We start from the raw sequence: 2830 nt of genomic DNA, 5'->3' as shown, positions 1-2830 counted from the left end.
GAAATAGGTGAAAAAAGATGCAGACCCAGACTGTAACGACGCCCTTTGGGCGGCGACCGATGTCGCTCGGCATGATTGCAAGCCAGGTCACGGCCCAGAATGCGCCGGAAGGCACGACCGTGCATAAGTGGCACGTGTTCAGGGACATCAAGGAAGCTCGGATAGCTCTAGGCGCCACCGACCGGGCGCTGGCGATCCTTGATGCGCTTCTGTCCTTCCATCCTGAAACCGCATTCTATGGTGACAGCGCCCTGATTGTTTGGCCGTCCAATGAACAGCTCATTGGCCGGGCGAACGGAATGTCGCCTGCGACGCTTCGACGCCACCTGGCCAATTTGGTTGAGTGCGGCCTGATCGTCCGTCGGGATAGTCCCAATGGCAAGCGCTATGCCCGCAAAGGGCAGGGGGGTGAGGTTGAGCAAGCCTATGGCTTTGACCTTTCCCCGATCGTTGCGCGCGCTGTGGAGTTCAAGGCACTCGCTGAGGCCATGCGCGCCGAGAAAAAGGCGTACAAGGTCGTCAAGGAACGGTTGACCATAGCGCGCCGCGACATCGTTAAGATGATCGAGGCGGGCATAGAGGAAGGCGTTCCAGGCAACTGGGGGAGCGTGCACATCGAGTATCAGGCAATCATAGGCCGGCTGCCGCGGACGGCGCCCCGCCAAGTTCTCGAGGCTGTTGCAGCGGAGCTCGATGACCTCTGGCAGCAAATCCGTGAGGTGTTGGAATCCTTCGTTAAATCTACAAATCTGAACGCCAATGAGTCTCAAACTGAGCGCCACATACAGAATTCAAAAACAGAAACTAAAATAGAATCTGGAAGCGGCGTAGGACCAAAAGTAGAAGCGAGCGGCAGCGCTGGTGAATCTGACAACGTCCGGAGCCTGCCGAAGCGTGAACTGCCCCTGTCGATCGTGTTGGATGCCTGTCCCAATGTCCTCTGGATGGTGAAAGGCAGCGGCGGAATCCGCAGCTGGCGAGACTTCCTGGCTGCGGTGGAAACGGTCAGGCCGGTAATGGGGATCAGTCCAAGCGCATGGGAAGATGCCCGCGTTGCATTGGGCGAGCAGCAGGCCGCGATTACCTTGGCGGCGATCTACCAAAAGGGCGATCAGATCAAGAGTCCGGGCGGATACCTGAGGAATCTGACCGATCGCGCCAAGGAAGCTAAATTCTCGGTCTGGCCGATGATTATGGCCTTGGTCCGGGCCGAACTCGACGCCGGCAAGGCGCTGAAACTCGATACCGGGGAAGTCCACGGCGACCAGCATGGGGCGGAACGTGTTATTCGAACTGAACAGCGTCTCGAGGTGAGCGATGCGCTCCGGAAGACCATGGCAAAATGGGATAAGGAATCATGAGCCACGATTTTGAACTGAGCCGACTGGCGAAGCAGCTCGATATGCCGCCGTCCGAGCTGGCGAAGCTTGCTGGGATTGCCCCTGGCAGTCTTGGCGTGGAGCAAGCGTTGACGACGATCGTTTCCATCCTCGCCATGGCGACGGAAATGGATGGTGACAAGAGGCGCGCGGCGATCTGGTTCAAGCAGCAGCCGATCCCCGCCTGCGGTGGCAGAACCGCCCATGATCTGGTCGGCGAAGGGAAGGCCAGTGCGGTCCTCGCCTATCTGGAAGCGGTTAGATTGGGTGCCTATGCCTGAGGTCGACCCCCTGGCCTCTGTGCTGACGACGGTGAATGCGCCGTACCGTGATGAACTCGGCGCTCCCGAATTGGCAGCGTGCCTGGCAGATTTTGAGCTGGCCAAAAATCACTCGGGCCACGTCAGCACGTTCCTTGGCGATGTGCCAGTGGCGCTGCAGGTGGAATTCGCGCTGGCACACGGCCTTGCGCCGCACCGTCTAGCCTCTTTTGCCGCCAAATTTTCAGAATGGTCTGGTGAAACCTACCCGCTGGCGGAGTGATTTTCTACTAGAGGGTGCCCATGCATGCCCTCCACTTTAGCCTGAGGGTCAGCCAGTACATTCTTGTCTGACGGAACCGATTGCGCTATATGACTACAGTGGTCATATTAGGAGAACAACGTGAGAGAGATCCAGCTCAAGGAAGCGAAAGCCACGCTATCGGCTGTGGTTGACCAGGCCGTCAGTGGGCACCCGGCGATCATTACGCGGCACGGCAAAAGAGAGGCCGTTGTGCTGTCATTCGATGAATACGAAAAGCTCACGCATATTCCCAGTTTTGGTCGGTTGCTGGCGGCCTTCCCAGGAGAGGAAGAGGACATCCCACCGAGAAGCAAGACGCCGAGCCGGACAGTCGATTTCTGATGTTCCTGATCGACACGAATGTCATTTCGGCATTGGCGCCATCGAAGCGCGAGAACGTCGAATTGCTGATTGAATGGCTGGACAGGGCCAGTCCACGATTGTTCATGTCGGTTATATCGGCCGCTGAGATAAAAGCCGGCATCGCCAAGGCCGGACGGCAGGGCGCTACGAGGAACGCCAGTCAGCTAACCGAATGGTGGCAGAGCATCGAACATCTATACTCCGGCAGGCTGCTTCCGTTCGATCTCCAATGTGCGCATGTGGCTGGCGGCATAATGGATGCTGCGCGCGCTCGTCAACCGGGATTCGAAGACATCGCGATTGCCGCCACAGCTCGTGTGCATGATCTCATTGTGCTGACCCGCAATTTCCGGCATTTCGAACCGCTGGGCGTTCAAGCAGTTGATCCGTTCAGCACGCTGCCTGAACTTCAGTAGGGCAGGACCCTGCACAAGGGCATCGATCCCGAAAGGGGCGGCTCTTTATCCAGTTTCTCGGCATTGGCGCGGATGTGCTGATCGAGAGCCTTGTACCAAAAATCTGTT

5 protein-coding genes are annotated in these 2830 nt (G+C 58.0%); all 5 read left to right on the top strand.

The window, feature by feature from the left end; translation table 11 throughout:
- Nucleotides 1-17: 17 nt before the first annotated feature.
- The 5 genes from repC (at nt 18) to WH91_RS07995 (ending at nt 2722) form a co-directional block, all read left to right on the top strand.
- The gene (gene repC, locus WH91_RS08015) at nt 18-1361 is read left to right on the top strand and encodes a plasmid replication protein RepC (protein WP_046170487.1); all 1344 of its coding nucleotides are present in this window, start codon (nt 18-20) and stop codon (nt 1359-1361) included.
- Nucleotides 1358-1660 (top strand): antitoxin Xre/MbcA/ParS toxin-binding domain-containing protein, encoded by a 303-nt coding sequence (locus tag WH91_RS08010; protein WP_046170486.1) that lies wholly within the window; start codon nt 1358-1360, stop codon nt 1658-1660. Before repC ends, WH91_RS08010 begins: the two co-directional genes overlap by 4 nt.
- Nucleotides 1653-1922, top strand: coding sequence for a hypothetical protein (locus WH91_RS08005; protein ID WP_046170485.1), 270 nt, complete (start codon nt 1653-1655; stop codon nt 1920-1922). The genes WH91_RS08010 and WH91_RS08005 overlap by 8 nt, the downstream gene beginning before the upstream one ends.
- Nucleotides 1923-2042: 120 nt before the next feature.
- Nucleotides 2043-2285, top strand: a complete 243-nt coding sequence (locus WH91_RS08000; RefSeq protein WP_046170484.1) for a type II toxin-antitoxin system Phd/YefM family antitoxin — start codon at nt 2043-2045, stop codon at nt 2283-2285.
- Complete coding sequence (locus WH91_RS07995; RefSeq protein WP_046170483.1) at nt 2285-2722, top strand: type II toxin-antitoxin system VapC family toxin; 438 nt, start codon at nt 2285-2287, stop codon at nt 2720-2722. Before WH91_RS08000 ends, WH91_RS07995 begins: the two co-directional genes overlap by 1 nt.
- The last annotated feature ends 108 nt before the right edge of the window (nt 2723-2830 follow it).

This window comes from Devosia psychrophila (genome assembly GCF_000971275.1).
Classification (GTDB): domain Bacteria; phylum Pseudomonadota; class Alphaproteobacteria; order Rhizobiales; family Devosiaceae; genus Devosia; species Devosia psychrophila.
The sequence above is the reverse complement of the archived record's forward strand: the minus strand, read 5'-3'. Positions and strand labels throughout refer to the sequence as shown.